Origin of the sequence: Microbacterium memoriense (assembly GCF_025398275.1) — a bacterium.
Taxonomy (GTDB): domain Bacteria; phylum Actinomycetota; class Actinomycetes; order Actinomycetales; family Microbacteriaceae; genus Microbacterium; species Microbacterium memoriense.
In genome coordinates, this window is the sequence record NZ_JAODOR010000001.1 from 80,444 (window position 1) to 96,152 (window position 15,709).

Consider the following 15,709-nt stretch of genomic DNA (forward strand, 5'->3'; position numbering starts at 1 on the left):
TGCCGGTGCCGCCGCCGGAGATCCCTTAGAATCGACTGTCGGCCCGCCCGTGACCTCCGCAGGCGTCGCGCCCCCGCACACTTCAGAACGGAAACTCGCTCATGGCATCCACCGCAGACATCAAGAACGGCGTCGTCCTCTCGATCGACGGACAGCTGTGGAACGTGATCGAGTTCCAGCACGTCAAGCCCGGCAAGGGCGGTGCATTCGTGCGCACCAAGCTCAAGAACGTCATGAGTGGCAAGGTCGTCGACCGTACGTACAACGCCGGCGCGAAGATCGACATCGAGAACGTCGACCGCCGCGACTTCACCTACCTCTACAACGACGGCGACAGCTTCGTCTTCATGGACGTCGACAACTACGACCAGCTCACCGTGGGCGCCGCGACCGTCGGCGACGCGAAGAACTTCATGCTGGAGAACCAGCAGGTCCAGATCGCGCTGAACAACGACAACCCGCTCTACGTTGAGCTTCCGGCATCCGTCGTCCTGGAGATCACTTACACCGAGCCGGGCCTGCAGGGCGACCGCTCGTCGGCGGGCACGAAGCCCGCCACGGTTGAGACCGGGTACGAGATCCAGGTGCCGCTCTTCGTCGAGCAGGGCACGAAGGTCAAGGTCGACACCCGCACGGGTGACTACCTCGGCCGCGTCAACTGAGTTGAGCGCCCGCAGCAAGGCGCGTAAGCGCGCCCTCGACATCCTCTATCAGTCCGATGTCCGCGGCGACGATCTCGCCCTGACCCTCGCGGTCGAGGCGAAGCGCGCGGCCAGTGAGCCGGCGCGCGAAGCGTCGTGGCTCTATGCTCGCGAGATCGTCGACGGGGTGCTCGACAACCACGACGACATCGACGAACAGATCATCACGCACGCACGCGACTGGAAGATCGAACGGATGCCGGCCGTCGACCGCGCGATCCTCCGCATCGCAGTGTGGGAACTGCTCCACAACGACGAGGTTCCCGCCGCGGTCGCGATCGACGAAGCAGTGGAGCTCGCGAAGGAGTTCTCGACCGACGACTCCGGCTCGTTCATCCACGGTGTGCTCGCTCGCATCACGCGGGCCAACTGACCGTTCCTTCGCCGACATAGCGAGGAGGGGACGCATCGTGCCCGCGCCGCTCGTTTCCGACGCCGAGATCCGTCGTGTGGCGGGCCCCGGCCCGTACGAGCGCGGGCTCGATTACGCGCGGCGCGGGGCGGTCCGCCGGATCACCTGGGATGACGCGGACGCAACGCTTCGCGGGGTGATCGCGGGCAGCGGGTCTGCGCTCTACCGCTGCGCGATCCAGCTTGATGTGACCGGTGCGGCACCGCGGGTGATGAGCGCGCGGTGCTCGTGCCCGGTGGGTGAACGGTGCAAGCACGCCGTGGCGACTCTGTTGCGCAGCAATGCGGGCGCGGGGGCCGGTGTGCACACGGATGCCGGTGCCGTGCCCGCCATGCCTCCCCACTCATCGCGGACTCCCGACTGGCGGTCTCTGCTCGCGCGAGAAGTGCCCACGGGCCTCGTGCGGCCCCTGGCGCTCGGCGTCGAGGTGCGCCTGCGCGAATCGCGTGAATCGGCGCATTGGGGAACGCGTCGCGTGCAGACGGCGACGCCGCGCGCGCTGCAGGAGGCGCTCGCGCGCGGCCGCGCCGAGGACATCTCGGTGAGTCTTCGCCCGCTGGCCCGCAGCACCGGGACCGGCGCGTGGGTGCGGGCTGACGTCTCGTGGGACATCGTGCGCCGCAGCGCGCATCAGGCATCGAGCCACCCGTATCCTCGCGCTCAGGCGCGGTGGTTCGCGGAGCTCCACGGGATCGTGCACGATGCGCGCCTGCTCGGCGGGGCCGCCCGAGACGACTCGGCCTGGCTGACTCTCGATAGCGTCGAATCAGCGCTCTTCTGGCCGCATCTGCGCGGTGCGGAGGCTCTCGGCATCCCGATCGTCCCGGCCGCGAAGAGCCAGACCGTGGTGATCGCGGAGGCGGGCGAGGTCACCGTGGCCCTCGACCGAGGGCCTGCCGGCGGGTTGACGCTGTCGTCGGTGGTGACGATCGATGACGCCACCCCCGATCCGGGGATGGTGCGCCCGGTCGGACACATCGGCGTCTATTCGCTCGAGGCCGGCGAACCGGGCGTCCGCCTGACGCTCGCGCCGGTGCTTCTCGGTGACGCGCAGCATGCTCTCCTGATGGCGCGCGACCGGGTGGAGGTGCCGGCCGCCGACGCGGCGGAGTTCCTCCGCGAGGCGTACCCGCGCATCGCGCGAGAATCCGACGTGATCGCCGGCGCGGGCGTCAGCCTTCCCGCTCCCGAGCAGACGAGCGCGGTCATGACGGTGACCTTCGGTCCCTCCGCGACCGTGCGCTACGCGCTCGAGTGGCACCGTCCGGGGTTCGGCCGCGCGGCCTTCGACACGACCGACGGATCGGCGGGCGAATCGGAGCTGCGCGTCGCGATCGCCCGCGCGTGGACCGATCGTGGACTCGGCTTCGTCGCAGGCACGACGCTCGCCGACGTGGATGCCGCCGAGTTCACCGAGCACGTCCTGCCCGTGCTGGAGGCCATCGACGGCGTGCGTGTGGAGGTGCGCGGACGCAGGCGTGTCTTCCGGGAGCTCACGGGAGACCCGCGGATCACGGTGAAGACCCTCGAGAGTGACGACGCGGATTGGTTCGATCTCGGCGTGCTCGTGGAGATCGACGGTCATCGCATTCCGTTCCGCCCGCTGTTTTCCGCGCTCGCGACGGGGCGGAAGAAGCTGCTCCTCTCCGACGGCCACTACTTCTCGGTGGCGCACCCCGCGCTCGACCGCCTGCGCGACCTGATCGCCGAGGCGGCCGAGCTTCCCGAGTGGGAGTCGGGCCCGAAGATCAGCCGGTATCAGCTGCCGCTCTGGGACGACTTCGAGGACCTCGCCGACGAGGCTCTGCCCGCGGTCGGCTGGCGCGCGGCCGTCGACGCGTTCCGCAGCGCCGACGCGCACCCCGTTCCCGCGCCCGCGGGCCTCGACGCGCAGTTGCGTCCCTACCAACTGGAGGGCTTCCAGCGCTTGGCGCTCTGGTGGCGCCACCGTCTGGGCGGAGTCCTCGCCGACGACATGGGGCTCGGCAAGACGCTGCAGGTGCTCGCGCTCATGCTGCACGCGTGCGAGACCGGCGAGCGCCGGCCGTTCCTGGTCGTGGCCCCGACGTCCGTCCTGGCGACGTGGCGGGCGGAAGCCGCCCGGTTCGCCCCGGGATTGCGCGTGCACCTCGCCGAGTCGACGATGGCCAAGAGCGGGGTGGCGCCGGATGCCGCGGACGCGGACATCGTCGTCACGTCGTACACGCTCCTTCGCCTTGACGAGGATGCGTACGCGTCCGCCCGCTGGGCCGGGGTGATTCTCGACGAAGCGCAATTCGTGAAGAACCCGCGCACGCGTCTCTACCGCGCCGTGGAGCGATTGCAGTCCGACATGGTGCTCGTGGTGACCGGGACGCCGCTGGAGAACTCGCTCAGTGAACTCTGGGCACTGCTGGCGCTCGCGTGCCCGGGTCTGTTCCCCTCCGCGCGCCGGTTCCGCGAGGAGTACGTGCGCCCGATCGAACAGGGCAAGGTGCCCGAGAATCAGGAGGGCGGGCCCTACCGGGAGGATCGGCTGCGGCGGCTGCGTGCCCGGCTCCGCCCGTTCCTGTTGCGACGCACCAAGGATCTCGTCGCACCCGAACTGCCCGCGCGCCAAGAGCAGGAGCTGCACGTCGAGTTGAGTCCCGCCCACCGTGCGGTCTACGATCTCGCGCTGCAGCGCGAACGGCGAAAGGTGTTGGGGCTGCTCGCCGACCTCGATCGTCACCGGTTCACCGTTTTCCGTTCGCTGACGTTGCTGCGCCGGCTGGCGCTCGCGCCGGCACTCGTCGACGCGGGGGATGCGGGAATCCGCTCCAGCAAACTCGACGCGCTCAGGGAGCTCCTCGACGAGCTCCTCGCCGAGGGGCACCGGGCACTCGTGTTCAGCCAGTTCACGTCGTACCTCGATCTTGTCCGGGCGGACTTGGATGCCCACGGCATCCGGTACGAGTACCTCGACGGATCGACGCGTCGCCGCGCCGCCGTCGTCGATGCTTTCCGGGCGGGCGATGCACCGGTGTTCCTCATCAGTCTCAAGGCCGGTGGATTCGGGCTCACCCTCACAGAAGCCGACTACGTGTTTCTCCTCGACCCGTGGTGGAATCCGGCCGCCGAAGCGCAGGCCGTCGACCGGGCGCACCGAATCGGCCAGACCCGGCCGGTCAACGTCTATCGCCTGATTGCGAGCGGCACGATCGAGGAGAAGGTGCTGGCGCTGCAGCAACGCAAAGCGCGCCTGTTCCAGTCGGTCATGGGCGATGACGATCTGCTGGCGCGATCGCTCACGGCAGAGGACATCCGCGGTCTTTTCGACGCGTGACGTCCGGTCTTTGCACGGCCCGTCTGCCGGATGCCGTCGGCCTCGCCGCGTAGACTCGGTGTCGCTCGACCAGGAGGTTTTCCATGCGCATCACAGGACTCGGCCACGCCGGCATGTTCATCGAGACGACCGGCGGCAGCATCCTCTGCGACCCCGTCCTCGGCCCGAGCTTCTTCGGATCGTGGTTCCCGTTCCCCGACAACCGAGGGCTCGACTGGGAACGCTTCGGAGCCGCGGACTTCCTCTACATCTCGCACCGGCACCGCGATCACTTCGACCCGGCGCTGCTCCAGCGGTTCGTGCGCCGTGACATTCCGGTGCTCCTGCCGGACTATCCGACGGATGATCTCGAGAGCGATCTGCGCGCCCTCGGCTACGAGAACATCGCCTACACGCAGGCCGGTGTGCCGCTGCAGTACGGCGATCTGAAGATCATGATCACGCCGCTCCGAGCCCCGAGCGACGGACCGATCGGAGACTCGTCGCTGTCGGTCGGCGACGGCACCGCCAGCATCCTGAACCAGAACGATTCGCACCCTCTCGATCTCGACGCGCTCCTGAGCTTCGGGACCCCGGATGCCTACTTCACCCAGACGTCGGGCGCGATCTGGTGGCCGATGGCCTACGACTTGCCGCAGGACGCGAAGCAGAATTTCGCGCAGCTCAAGCGCGACGCGCAGAACAAGCGGGCGATGTACTACATCGAGAAGGTCGATGCGCCCCACGTCTTCCCGATGGCGGGCCCACCGATGTTCCTGCGCGAAGATCTCTTCCGCTACAACGGCTGGGGCGAGGAGAACGACTCGATCTTCACCGATCAGGCGCAGTTCCTCGCGCACATGGCTGAGCTTCGTCCCGCCCAGCAGGGTCACCTGTTCGTGCCGGGCACCCAGGTCGATCTCGCCGGCAGCACGGCCGAGATCAGCCAGACGCTGTACACGGATGCCGAGATCGAGCGCGTCTTCCACGACAAGTGGAACTATCTCGCGCAGCAGCGCGACGCCCGCCAGGGCGAGATCGCGGCAGAGGTCGCGTCACGCGCGCCGATCCTGCCGCCGGAGGAGATGCTCGCGGCGCTCAAGGAGTGGTGGGAGCCGCTCCTGCGCCGCGCTCGCACGATCCGCATGGGTGTGGGAGGCAATGTCCGCTTCCGCATCGGTGAGCTTGACATGGTCGTCGACTTCCCCAAGGCCAAGGTCCGCGAATATGCGGGGGAGGAGTGCATCTACTGGTACACGATTCCGGCGGACCTCGTCTCGACCAACATCGTCGACCACGAGATCGATTGGTCCAACTCGATCTTCCTCTCGATGCAGTTCGAGGTGGGGCGTTCGGGCAAGTTCAACGAGTTCCTGACGACGTTCCTCAAGTGCCTCTCCCGTGACCGCATCGAGTATGTCGAGAACTGGTATGCCGAGCAGTCCGACCAGACCGAGGATGCCGAGATCGGCGAGTGGACCGTGCAGCGACGGTGCCCGCACCTGCGCGCCGACCTCACCAAGACGGCGAAGATCGAAGACGGTGTGCTCACCTGCTCCCTGCACGACTGGAAGTGGGACCTCGAGACGGGCAAGTGCCTGTCGACGCAGGGACACCCGATCCGCGCATCGCGCATCATCGAGACGGCGTCTGCCCCGACGTCCTGATCTCTCGCTCGGCACACCGCGGCCCATCCCTGTCTCCGGTGATCGAGTGCCGCGGCGCAGCCGCGGTGTACCGAGATCACCCCGCGCCGACTCACGTGCGCTGCAGCCGCCGCTTCAGCCGGATCGGTGAGGTGGTGACGACGCGCCAGCGATGGTCGGTTCCGAGCCACGGGGGCGGTTTGACCTCGGGAACCCCGACGTTCATCCGGATCTGCCACCCGATCCGGTCGAGGAACCGATGGTGGAACCAGCACAAGAGAACCCCGTTGTCGGTGTGGGTTTTGCCGCCCTGCGCATACTCGGTGACGTGGTGGATTTCGCACCACGCGGCGGGCGTTCCGCATCCGGGGATGATGCATCCGCCGTCACGAAGAGCGATCGCGCGGCGCTGATGGCGGTTGAAGACGCGTTCCTCCGTTCCGATGTCGACGATCTTGCCGTTCTTCCGCGTCGTGATGCGCTGGATCCGGCCCGCGCAGGCAATGTGCCGGGCGACGGTGATCGAAATCGGCTCTGCGCATCCCTGCGCGTGCGCGTACCCGGTGTCTGCGGCGAGGTCTTCCGCTGTCACCGACACCACGAGCGTCGGCGCGTACCCGCCGAGGGTCGGCAACAGCCCGCTGGATGCCGCGACCCCGAGCGCGGCGGCGAATGCGTCGTGCTGCTTCTGGGCGCGCGTGCGATCGTCGGCCCCGGCGAGGGGGAGTAGTTCACCGTTCGCGTCTGCCGCGGCCGGGTCGTCGAAGCTCACTTTCGGCGACAGCTGTGCGTCGAAGATTGTCTGCAACTGCGCGGCGACTTCGGGTAGCAGCATCCCTCGGATCGGGACGCCCGTCGGCGTCGCGACGCCGAGCACCAGAGCCCGCTTCCGGATCGCTGCCCGCTCGCGCGGCTCTGCGCCATCTTGATCGAGCGCGATCGACCAGGTCTGCGCGTGGATCTTGAGCAATGCGGCGCAGGCGGGCGGAGCCCCATCGGGACCTTCGCCGCGCGCTTCGGCGACCACGACGTCGGCCGCCTGCCGGCGCGCGTCGTGCGTGACCCGCGGTGCGGTCTGCTGCAGGGGATCGGTGATCGACAGAATGCCGTCGACACCGATAACCCCGTCTACCATCGCGTCGCGCACCGACGGGAACGGCGCCTCGAGGAGTTCGCCGGAGATGTCGGAGATCGCCGGGCGCGTCGCCCGCGCCGCCCGCTGCAGGCGAGCCGCGGTCTGCGCGCTCACGCGGGTGATCTGCTCGACCAGGTCGGTGACGTCGCGGCAGCCGAGGTGCGACGTCATCCGCGCGTCGCGGTCACCGGTCTCAGACCTGCGCATGACCTCGCCCGTCGCGTCGATCAGCATCGCCTCGACGAGCCGGTGGACCGTCGCGATCGCCCCGAGCTGCGCCGCGAGCTCATGCTCCGTGGCCCGCTGCAAGGACCGCGCCGACGCGCACTCCGCCACCAGCGCCGCGACCTGCGACTGCAGGTCTGAGAGGGGCTGTGCGAGGAGGTCCATACCCATGATCATCCTCGGGGGGTCCGACATTGAGAGCCGGAAAAGCACAGATCAAGCATGGAAAAAGCCACCCAAGAATGAGAGTCTTCTCATCTGTGTCGGACCCTCTCACATAGAGTGAGATCAGTCTCTGCCGCGCTCTCTCCGAAGGCCCTCTGTGCTCAATCACGCCACGTTCATCTGGAATGCCGCCGACATCCTCCGCGGTACGTACAAGCAGCACCAGTACGGAGACGTGATCCTGCCGTTCACCGTGCTTGCTCGCCTCGATGCCGTGCTCGCGCCGACGAAGAAGGCGGTGCTCGCGGCATCCGAGGGGTACGGGCCCGACGATGAGCCGCCGCAGGCGATGCTGCGCGCGAAGGCGGCGCACTCGTACTCTTTCTGGAACCGCTCGCAGCACGATCTGAAGTCGCTGCAAGGCGACCCCGATAACCTCGAGAAGAATCTGCGCGACTATGTGCGGGCGTTCTCGCCGAACGTGCGCGACATCTTCGAGCGGTACAAGTTCGACGACGCGATCATCGACCTGGGTGCGAACGATCTGCTCCTGCAGGTGCTGCAGCACTTCGCGAAGGCGAACCTGCATCCCGATGTCGTGAGCAACGAGCAGATGGGTCACATCTTCGAAGAGCTCATCCGCAAGTTCGCCGAAGCGAGCAATGAGACTGCCGGTGAGCACTTCACCCCGCGCGAGGTGATCGAGCTCATGGTGTCGCTCCTCGTCGACAGCGACGAGAGCCTCATGACGCCGGGCATCGTGCGCGAGGTGTACGACCCAACCGCCGGCACAGGAGGGATGCTGTCGGTCGCGGCCGACCGCATCCACGCGCACAATGCCAAGGCGCAGGTGAATCTGCTGGGCCAGGAGATCAACCCGGCTTCGTACGCGATCTGCAAGGCCGACATGGTCGTGAAGGGCCAGCCGATCGAGAACATCGTGCTCGGCAACACCCTCACCGATCCGGCGTTTGAAGGGCGCACATTCCACTACGGCCTGTCGAACCCGCCGTTCGGGGTGGACTGGAAGCAGTTCCGCACACAGATCGACACCGAGCACACCGTCGCGGGGTTCGCGGGCCGGTTCGGCCCCGGACTCCCGCGCGTGAGCGACGGGTCGCTGCTCTTCCTCATGCACCTCGTCTCGAAGCTGCGCGAGCCGAAGCCGGGCGATGCGAATGCGGTCGCAGGCCGAGGGGCCATCGTGCTGAACGGCTCGCCGCTGTTCACCGGCGGTGCCGGCTCGGGCGAGTCGAACATCCGCAAGTGGATTCTCGAGTCGGACTACCTCGAGGCCATCGTGGGGCTACCGACCGACATGTTCTACAACACCGGCATCGCGACCTACGTGTGGGTGCTCAACAAGGACAAGCCCGCGCATCGGCGTGGCCTCGTGCAACTCATCGATGCGACCGGCATGTACGACAAGATGCGCAAGTCGATCGGTTCCAAACGACGGATGCTGTCGCCTGAGCACATCACCGAGATCACGCGTCTGTTCACCGGTTTCGAGGAGTCGAAGCACTCGAAGATCTTCCGCACGACCGACTTCTTCTACCGCACGATCACCGTCGAGCGCCCCCTGCGCCTGAACTACGCGCTAACCCCCGAGCGCGTCGAGAAGGCGCTCGCCTCGCGCGCGCTTGCGAAGTGGGACGCGTCCCTTCGCGACTCCCTTCACCGGTGGTCGAGTAGCTCGCGCAGCGAGCGTACCGAGACCACGCGAGCCGCCTTCACGAGCGCCCTCACCGAGCTCCTGACGGTAGCCGACATCACGCTCACCGCGACCCAGCTCAAGACCCTCATCTCCGAACTCGGCGAGCCCGACGACGAGGGTGAACTCGTGACGGTCGCGGGCAAGCCGGTATCGGATGCGTCCCGCCGCGACACCGAGAACGTGCCGTGGGACGAAGACATCCACGAGTACCTCGAGCGCGAGGTGAAGCCCTTCGTCCCGGATGCCTGGATCGACGAGTCGAAGACGAAGGAGGGCGCCGAGATCCCCTTCACGCGCCACTTCTACGAATACGTCCCACCGCGTCCGCTCGAGGAAATTGACCGCGATCTCGACGAGGTGCTCGGGCGCATCCGCGCGCGGCTGGAAGCGGTCAAGGCATGAGCAGCTTCTTGGAGATATCGCTCCCGCCAGGATGGCGATGGGCCCAGATGGGTCAAGTCGCTCGCATTTCGACCGGGTCGGCAGATGTTCAAGACTCAGACTCGGATGGCGAGTATCCCTTCTACGTCCGCTCTCCCGATGTCTTGCGACTAGGCATGCACACCCACGACACTGAGGCGATCCTCACGGCGGGCGACGGGAACGTGGGCAAGATCTTTCACCACGCTCGCGGACGATTCGCCGTTCACCAACGTGTCTACGTGATCGAGCCCACTGCTCTCGTCACTGCCCGATTCCTCTACTACGCGATGACCGCACTGTTCTTCGACTCACTTCGTGGTGAAACTGCGAAGTCCACAGTCGATTCGCTAAGGCGGCCCATGCTGACAGGATTTGATCTGCCGCTTGCCCCGCTCCCCGGCCAGCGGCAGATCGCGGACTACCTCGACCACGAGACCGCCGAGATCGACGCCTTCATCGCCGACCTTCTTCAGCTTCGAGACCTGAGCATTGAAGAGAACGAGTCAATTCGGTCGGCGATCCTCCTTGGTTCTGAATCAACTGAATCGTTCGCACCGCTCAAATACTTCGCGCGCGTCACTGTGGGTATCGTCGTCGAGCCGTCCCGCTACTACACCGACGAAGGCGTGCCGACGCTGCGTGGCCTGAATGTGTCGCCTGAACGCGTCTCCACCGCAGGTGTAGTGAAGATTTCGCAGTCTGGACATGCGGCAAACTCGAAGTCAGAGTTGACGACGGGCGATGTCGTCGTCGTACGCACGGGGCAGGCTGGAGCGGCGGCAGTTGTGCCCGTTGAATGCAATGGATGGAATGCGATTGACCTCCTCATAGTCAAACCCCGTGAGTCATTGCGCGGTGACTACCTCGCCGCCCTAATCAACTCGCGAGAAATCCAGTCAAAGATCAAACACGGGAGCGTCGGGGCGATTCAGGCGCATTTCAATGTGGAGTCGCTCGGCAATCTTCGCATTCCGCTCGTCTCGGTCTCAGAACAAGCTGCGCGCTTCTCTGCGTGGTCGAATAAGTCGACGGCAGTTCAGGCAGCGATCGCTGACATCGACGCCGCAATCACCCTGGCCAAGGAGCGTCGCGCAGCGCTCATCACCGCCGCCGTCACCGGCCAGATCGACGTGAGCGGTTTCGGTACGCGCGCTGCGCGCGCTACTCAACCACCGGGAAGTGTCAGCGTCCAGACCGCCATCGACGAATTCCGCTGACCACGTCCGCTCCGTAGGTCGCACGGGCGCGGTACCCTGTTTGCATGCAAACATCGCCTGCGGTCGACGTGGCCTACACCACGCCGATCTACTCGCAGACCGAGGCTGCGCGTATCGTTCAGGCTCCGGCGACCTCCTTCACCCGATGGGCTCAGGGCCACCGTTTCAAGCAAAGGACGAAAGGCGAATGGGGCTCGAGCCCCGCGTTGCTCACCGGTGTCCGACCGGGCCGGGGGGTCACTGTCCCTTTCACAGCCCTCGCCGAAGGGTTCATCATCGAGTCGTTCCGCCGCGCGGGACTTCCGATGGCCAGAATCCGGCCGGCCGTCGACGTGCTCCGTGAGGAGATCGGGCTGGAGAACGCGCTCCTCAGCGAACGTCTCATGACCGACGGCGCCGAGATCCTGTACCGCAACGGCGAAGGCGACCTCGTCGTGGTGCGCAATCACCAGGGCGTCTTCAACGAGGTCGTGAGCGAGTTCTTGAAGAGCATCACCTACCGCGACGGCTTCGTCAGCATCATCCACCTCCCGGCGTTCGAGACCGTCGATGTGGTCGTAGACCCGCACCGCAACTCGGGGCAGCCGACGGTCGATCGCATCGGCGTCGGCGTCGAAGACATCCTCAGTCGGGTGCGCGCGGGTGAGCCGCTGGCGGAGGTGGGCGAAGACTTCGGACTCGACGCGCGGGAACTTCGCTCGCTCATCATCCAGGCCGCGTGAGATGGCCGCGGCGCGGTTTCTGCTCGATCGATCACTCGGTCAGCGGAAGCTCGTCGCACGGCTCCGCGATGCCGGATGGGAAGCGACCACTCTCGCGGAAGTGTTCGGCGACGATCGTGCGCAGTGCATGAGCGACGAAGAATGGATCAGCGCGGGAACGAAGAGTGGATTCGTACTCATGGCCAAGGATCACCGCGTCGCCAGCCGACCGCTGGAAGCCCGCGCGATCTACATGAGTGACGCTCGGATCGTCGCCTTCGCTCGGGGCGATCTCACCGCTGATCAGATGGGCGATCTCTGCATGAAGTACTCCGCAGCGATTCACCGGCTGGCCGCGGTGCAACCGCCGTTCGTCTTCTCGCTTGCTCAGCACGGACTCCGACGCAAGCGGCTCAACTGGCCGATCTGAGTGGATCCGACGGAGGCTGCACGCGTCGTGCCGATAACGTGAGGGGAGGCCGAGACAGAATCGTCGCGGTCGTCCGTTGCACGCAAGGGGAGCCGTGAGCACGCAGTACGCCGAGACCGAGTTTCAGAAGCTCATCGTCGCGCACCTCGCGAGTAACGGGTGGGAGGTCGGCGCCAGCGCGAACTACGACCGTGAGCGCGCCCTCTATCCCGACGATGTGCTCGCGTGGCTCGCGCTCGACGACGAGAAGAACCTCCGCAAGATCGTCGCGTCTGATGCCGATGCGAAGGGACGCACCCGCGTGCTCGACCGGTTGGCGGCGTCGCTCGCCACCGACGAGCAGCACGGCGGCGGCACGCTCACTGTGCTCCGCAAGGGGTTCGATGTCGTCGGCGCCAAGCGCTTCCGCATGATCCAGCAGCCCCCTGCCGACGATCGCAACCCCGCGATGACAGCTCTGTACGAGCGCAACATCCTCCGGGTCGTTCCCGAGCTGCGCTACTCGATGAAGAAGGACGACCGTCTCGACCTCGCGTTCTTCGTCAACGGCATCCCGGTGGCGACGGTCGAGATGAAGACGAACTTCGCGCAGAGCCTCGGCGCGGCGATCGCGCAGTACAAGCACGACCGGCACCCGCAGGGCGAGCCACTGCTCACCCCGGGTCGCGGGGCGCTCGTGCACTTCGCGCTCACTCAGGACGAGATCGCGATGACGACGAAGCTGCAGGGCGACGCGACCCGGTTCCTGCCGTTCAACCGCGGTCACGACGGCGGTGCGGGCAACGCCCCGAACGCAGACAAGCCGCGCACGGCGTACTTCTGGGAAGACGTGCTCGATCGCGACGCGTGGCTGCAGATCGTCACGAAGTTCGTCTACACGAACCACGAGAAGCAGACCGACCCGCTCACCGGAAAAGTGACGACACGCTCGCAGATTCGCTTCCCCCGATTCCACCAGTGGCGGGCCGTGACGGCCCTCACAGCCGCCGCGCGCGCCGACGGCCCGGGCGAGAAGTACCTCATCCAACACTCCGCCGGTTCAGGCAAGACCGACTCGATCGCCTGGACCGCCCACCGGCTCGCCTCGCTCCACACACCCGCGGGCGACAAGGTCTTCGACTCGGTCATCGTGATCGCCGACCGGCAGGTGCTCGACCGGCAGCTCCAGGATGCCGTCGATCAACTCGTCACCGTCACGGGCACCTTCCAGGCCATCACGCGCGGATCGGAGGGGTCGAAGACAAAGCAGCTCGTCGAGGCGCTGGCCGGTGGAACGCCGATCATCGGCGTCACGCTGCAGACCTTCCCGCATGTGCTGAAGCAGATGAAGGAGGCGGGCAGCCCGCTCGCCGGCAAGAGGTTCGCCGTCATCGCCGACGAAGCGCACTCGTCGCAATCGGGCTCTGCCGCGGCCGCTGTGCGCGAGGTGCTCTATCTCGGCGAGCCGGTCGACCTCGACGACGAAGAACCGGGCGCCGATCAAGACGCCCTCGTCGCGATGGCGGCGCACGCCGATACCGATGCCCGTCTGAGCTTCTTCGCGTTCACGGCGACACCCAAGGCGAAGACGCTCGAGCTCTTCGGTACGCGCGGCTCCGACGGCGTTCCGCACCCCTTCGACCTGTACTCGATGAAGCAGGCCATCGACGAGGGCTTCATCCTCGACGTGCTGCGCAACTACACGACCTACGACATGGCGGCGCGCATCGCGAAGCGCGCGGCCGAGGGGTCGGACGAGATCGACCCTTCGGCAGGCTCAGGGACCGAGGAGATCGACGTACGGAAGGGCACGCGCGCCCTCATCGGCCTCGTCGAGCTGCATCCCACCAACATCGCCTCGAAGGTCTCGGAGATCCTCACGCACTTCCGCGAGGTCGTCCAGCCGCAGCTCGGCGGTCGGGCGAAGGCGATGATCGTCACGTCGTCGCGCGCCGCCGCGGTGACCTACGCGCGCGCGTTCGAAAAGCTCGCGGCCGAACGCGACATCCCGGTGCGTGCCCTCGTGGCATTCTCGGGGGAGGTGCCCGACCCGGAGGTTGCCGCGCTGCCGGGCGTCACCCAGCCCGTCGTCACCGAAGCATCCATGAACCCGACCCTCAAGGGACGCGACCTCGCCGATGTCTTCGCCCAGCCCGACCACCACGTGCTGATCGTCGCGAACAAGTACCAGACCGGTTTCGACCAGCCGCTTCTCGTGGCGATGTACGTCGACAAGCAGCTGTCGGGCATCGCCGCCGTGCAGACGCTCTCGCGGCTGAACCGCACGACTCCGGGAAAGACCGAGACGTACGTGCTCGACTTCGTCAACGAGCCGGCGATCATCCAGGCCGCATTCCAGGAGTACTACGAAGAGGCCCGCATCGAGACGGCATCCGACCCCGACCTGGTGCTGAACCTCGCCAACAAACTCGATGCGATCGGCATTTTCACCTGGGCCGAGGTCGACCAAGTGTGGACCGACTGGACGGCGCACAGGGGCACGCCCGGCGCGGCCCACAACGCGCTGTCCGCGCACCTCGACCCGGCGGTCGATCGGTACGACGCGCGGTGGCTCGCGGCCGAAGACGACGAGGAGCGCGAGCGGCTTCTCGACTTCCGCGCGACCCTTGCTCAGTACGCGACGCTGTACGCGTTCTTCTCGCAAGTGCTGCACTTCGGCGACCCGCGCTACGAGAAGCTCTCGGTTTTCGCTGACCTGCTCGCTCGCCGCCTGCGCGCGCTCGACGGTGGGGGAGGCGGCGAGATCGTCGACGTCTCCGATGTCGTGCTGACCCACTACAAGCTCGAGAAGCTCAAGGACGAAGACCTCGGCTTCGCGTCCGGCGATGCGGCGGGCCTGCGCGGCATCACGGAAGCCGGTATGGCGGCCCTGCGCGAGAAAGAGCGGGCGTCGACCACGGAGCTCATCGAGAAGGTGAACAAGTACCTCGGCAATCTCGACGCGGCCGACGAGCACAAAGTGGGAGCGATCGAAGGACTGCTGGTCGAAGCGGTGCGCGATGCGGGACTCGCCGAGCAAGCCCGCAACAACACGAAAGTCGACTTCGTCAACTCACCCGCCCTCCAGGTCGTGCTCGAAGACGCCGTCTGGACGCACGAGACCGCCAGCGCCGAGGTTCTCGCCGCGATCCGCACGCTCGATGGGCGTCAGCTCGTGCAGCTGGCAATGGACTTCGGGCTGTACGAACGCCTCCGCGACCGAGCCGCAGGGTGAAGCACGCCATGAAACTCGACCCCCTGCACCTCGTCGATGTGTTCGTCTACGTCGTCGTGCTGAACCTGGCGTTCCAGTTCGTGCCCGACATGATCGCGGAGACCTTCGCGATGTCTCTGCTGACCGCGGTGCTCCTCAAACTCGTGGTCGAGGCGGTGCTGAAGGTGAAGAAGTCCGTGCTCGCGCGGCGGGCCGCGGCATCCACCGGCTTCCAGCGGGTCACCTCCGTCGCCATGCTCGTGCTGATCCTGCCCGGCAGCAAGTTCGTCATCCTGTGGCTCGAGGACCTGGTGTTCGGCGACGCCGTCAGCCTCGGCGGCTTTTGGTCGGTCACGATTCTGGTCTTCGCCCTGACGTTCGCCCGCAAGGGAGTTCGTCTGATCCTTGCGCCCACCGTCCGGTAAGCTGGACAACGGAACCACAGCAACCTTTAACACCGT

At 66.5% G+C, this 15,709-nt stretch carries 11 protein-coding genes; 10 read left to right on the top strand and 1 reads right to left on the bottom strand.

The genetic code is table 11. The annotated features are described in order from the left end of the window. The first annotated feature begins 101 nt into the window (after positions 1–101). The 4 genes from efp to N4R40_RS00435 all read left to right on the top strand — a co-directional run bounded on the left by efp (position 102) and on the right by N4R40_RS00435 (position 6,063). Positions 102–662, top strand: coding sequence for an elongation factor P (gene efp, locus N4R40_RS00420; RefSeq protein WP_261605391.1), 561 nt, complete (start codon positions 102–104; stop codon positions 660–662). 1 nt (position 663) lies between these two features. Further along, entirely contained in the window at positions 664–1,074 is a 411-nt protein-coding gene (gene nusB, locus N4R40_RS00425) for a transcription antitermination factor NusB (protein WP_261605392.1), read from the top strand. A 37-nt stretch (positions 1,075–1,111) separates the two neighbouring features. Next, positions 1,112–4,417 (top strand): DEAD/DEAH box helicase, encoded by a 3,306-nt coding sequence (locus N4R40_RS00430; protein WP_261605393.1) that lies wholly within the window; start codon positions 1,112–1,114, stop codon positions 4,415–4,417. 83 nt (positions 4,418–4,500) lie between these two features. Continuing rightward, positions 4,501–6,063 carry a Rieske 2Fe-2S domain-containing protein gene (locus N4R40_RS00435; RefSeq protein WP_261605394.1) on the top strand — a complete coding sequence of 521 codons (1,563 nt, stop codon included), beginning with the start codon at positions 4,501–4,503 and terminating at the stop codon, positions 6,061–6,063. A gap of 91 nt (positions 6,064–6,154) precedes the next feature. Here the strand turns inward: N4R40_RS00435 and N4R40_RS00440 are convergent, their stop codons facing one another. Further along, positions 6,155–7,573, bottom strand: a complete 1,419-nt coding sequence (locus N4R40_RS00440) for an HNH endonuclease signature motif containing protein (RefSeq protein ID WP_261605395.1) — start codon at positions 7,571–7,573, stop codon at positions 6,155–6,157. A 151-nt stretch (positions 7,574–7,724) separates the two neighbouring features. Between N4R40_RS00440 and N4R40_RS00445 the strand changes: the two genes are divergently transcribed. From N4R40_RS00445 to N4R40_RS00470, 6 genes are all read left to right on the top strand, one after another. Further along, positions 7,725–9,686 carry a type I restriction-modification system subunit M gene (locus N4R40_RS00445; protein WP_261605396.1) on the top strand — a complete coding sequence of 654 codons (1,962 nt, stop codon included), beginning with the start codon at positions 7,725–7,727 and terminating at the stop codon, positions 9,684–9,686. After that, entirely contained in the window at positions 9,683–10,924 is a 1,242-nt protein-coding gene (locus tag N4R40_RS00450) for a restriction endonuclease subunit S (protein WP_261605397.1), read from the top strand. The genes N4R40_RS00445 and N4R40_RS00450 overlap by 4 nt, the downstream gene beginning before the upstream one ends. Before the next feature lie 44 nt (positions 10,925–10,968). Next, a complete protein-coding gene (locus N4R40_RS00455; RefSeq protein WP_261605398.1) occupies positions 10,969–11,646 on the top strand; it encodes a DUF433 domain-containing protein in 678 nt (225 codons plus the stop codon). 1 nt (position 11,647) lies between these two features. Next, positions 11,648–12,055 carry a PIN-like domain-containing protein gene (locus tag N4R40_RS00460; protein ID WP_261605399.1) on the top strand — a complete coding sequence of 136 codons (408 nt, stop codon included), beginning with the start codon at positions 11,648–11,650 and terminating at the stop codon, positions 12,053–12,055. A 94-nt stretch (positions 12,056–12,149) separates the two neighbouring features. Beyond that, complete coding sequence (locus tag N4R40_RS00465; RefSeq protein ID WP_261605400.1) at positions 12,150–15,269, top strand: type I restriction endonuclease subunit R; 3,120 nt, start codon at positions 12,150–12,152, stop codon at positions 15,267–15,269. An 8-nt stretch (positions 15,270–15,277) separates the two neighbouring features. Continuing rightward, positions 15,278–15,673, top strand: coding sequence for a hypothetical protein (locus tag N4R40_RS00470; protein WP_261605401.1), 396 nt, complete (start codon positions 15,278–15,280; stop codon positions 15,671–15,673). Positions 15,674–15,709 lie beyond the last annotated feature (36 nt).